Origin of the sequence: Halovibrio variabilis (assembly GCF_007991175.1) — a bacterium.
In the GTDB taxonomy this organism is placed as follows: domain Bacteria; phylum Pseudomonadota; class Gammaproteobacteria; order Pseudomonadales; family Halomonadaceae; genus Vreelandella; species Vreelandella variabilis.
The window spans coordinates 1-1266 of the sequence record NZ_BJXV01000045.1 but is presented as its reverse complement, the minus strand read 5'-3'; the positions used below and the strand labels follow the sequence as shown (position 1 = coordinate 1266).

Below are 1266 nucleotides of genomic sequence, written 5' to 3'. Positions count from 1 at the left end.
TGAAGTGGCTTAATGGATGTGACCAACCCAGTTAAGGAATAATACCCTCAACTGGAGACTGTTCTACATGACCACAAAAAAGAAATATTCAAAGGAATTCAAGCTGGACGCGATCAGCCTAGTGTTGGAGCAAGGCTATAGCCGAGCGGAAGCAGCACGCAGCTTGGGCATCAATGCCAACATGATAGGCCGGTGGATCAAAGAGCAAGCAACAGATGATGGCCAGGCATTCCGCGGTAACGGCAACCTAACGTCGGAGCAGGCCGAGATTCGCCGGCTGCGAGAAGAAAACCGCCGGTTGAAGATGGAGAAAGATATTTTAAAAAAGGCGACGGTCTTCTTTGCCAAAGAAACGCGGTGAAATACGCGTTCATCACCCAACATAAGAAGACTTGGCCGACCGCCTTAATGTGTCGGCTACTGGGTGTGAGCCGCAATGCCTATTATAGGTATATCCGGCGCCATCAGAACCTACCGCCAGCCCCCGAGCATCAAGCGATGTTGGCGGCGGTCAAAGAGATCGCTGAAGCGAGTGGCTACAGCTACGGGGCACGGCGAATGAAGCGAGCGCTCAATGCCTTGGGCTACCCGGTAGGCCGTAGGAAAGCCCGGTCACTGATGCACGAGGCGAGCATCAGGGCACGCTACCGCAAGAAATACAAGGTGACGACGAACAGTCATCATAAACAGCCGGTGTTTGAAAACGTGCTGAAGCGAGTGTTTACCGTGGCGGAGCCGGATCAGGCGTATGTATCTGATATCACATACATCTGGACGCAGGAAGGCTGGCTGTATTTGGCTGTCTATATTGATCTGTTCAGCCGCCGGGTCGTGGGTTGGAGCATGGGGTCGAGGATGAATGCCCAGCTGGTCACTGATGCATTGCAAATGGCCTTGTGGCAGCGACGTCCAGCAGCAGGCTTGATCGTGCATTCAGACAGAGGTTCGCAGTACGCTAGTAAGGCGTATCGACGTTTGCTAAAAGCCCATGGCTTTGTGGGGAGCATGAGTCGTAAAGGCGATTGCTGGGACAACGCGGTGGCGGAAAGCTTCTTTGCCAGCCTTAAGAAGGAGCGGGTTCAGTGGAAACATTATCAAACCCGTGCCGAGGCACAGCAGGATATTCTTAACTATATCGCGATGTTTTATAACAACCAGCGTCTGCATTCGTATCTGGATTACACCAGCCCCAATGATTACGAATCAGCAATGGCAGAACTGAAGAAAGCGGCTTAACTGGGGTGTCACAAACTGGTTGACCACTCC

1 protein-coding gene is annotated in these 1266 nt (G+C 52.4%); it reads left to right on the top strand.

Annotated features, from left to right (window positions below):
- Positions 1 to 67: 67 nt before the first annotated feature.
- A protein-coding gene (locus tag HVA01_RS17330; RefSeq protein WP_146876706.1) for an IS3 family transposase occupies positions 68 to 1236 on the top strand; the annotation gives its coding sequence in 2 pieces (ribosomal slippage) (positions 68 to 344 and positions 344 to 1236; 1170 coding nt in all).
- The last annotated feature ends 30 nt before the right edge of the window (positions 1237 to 1266 follow it).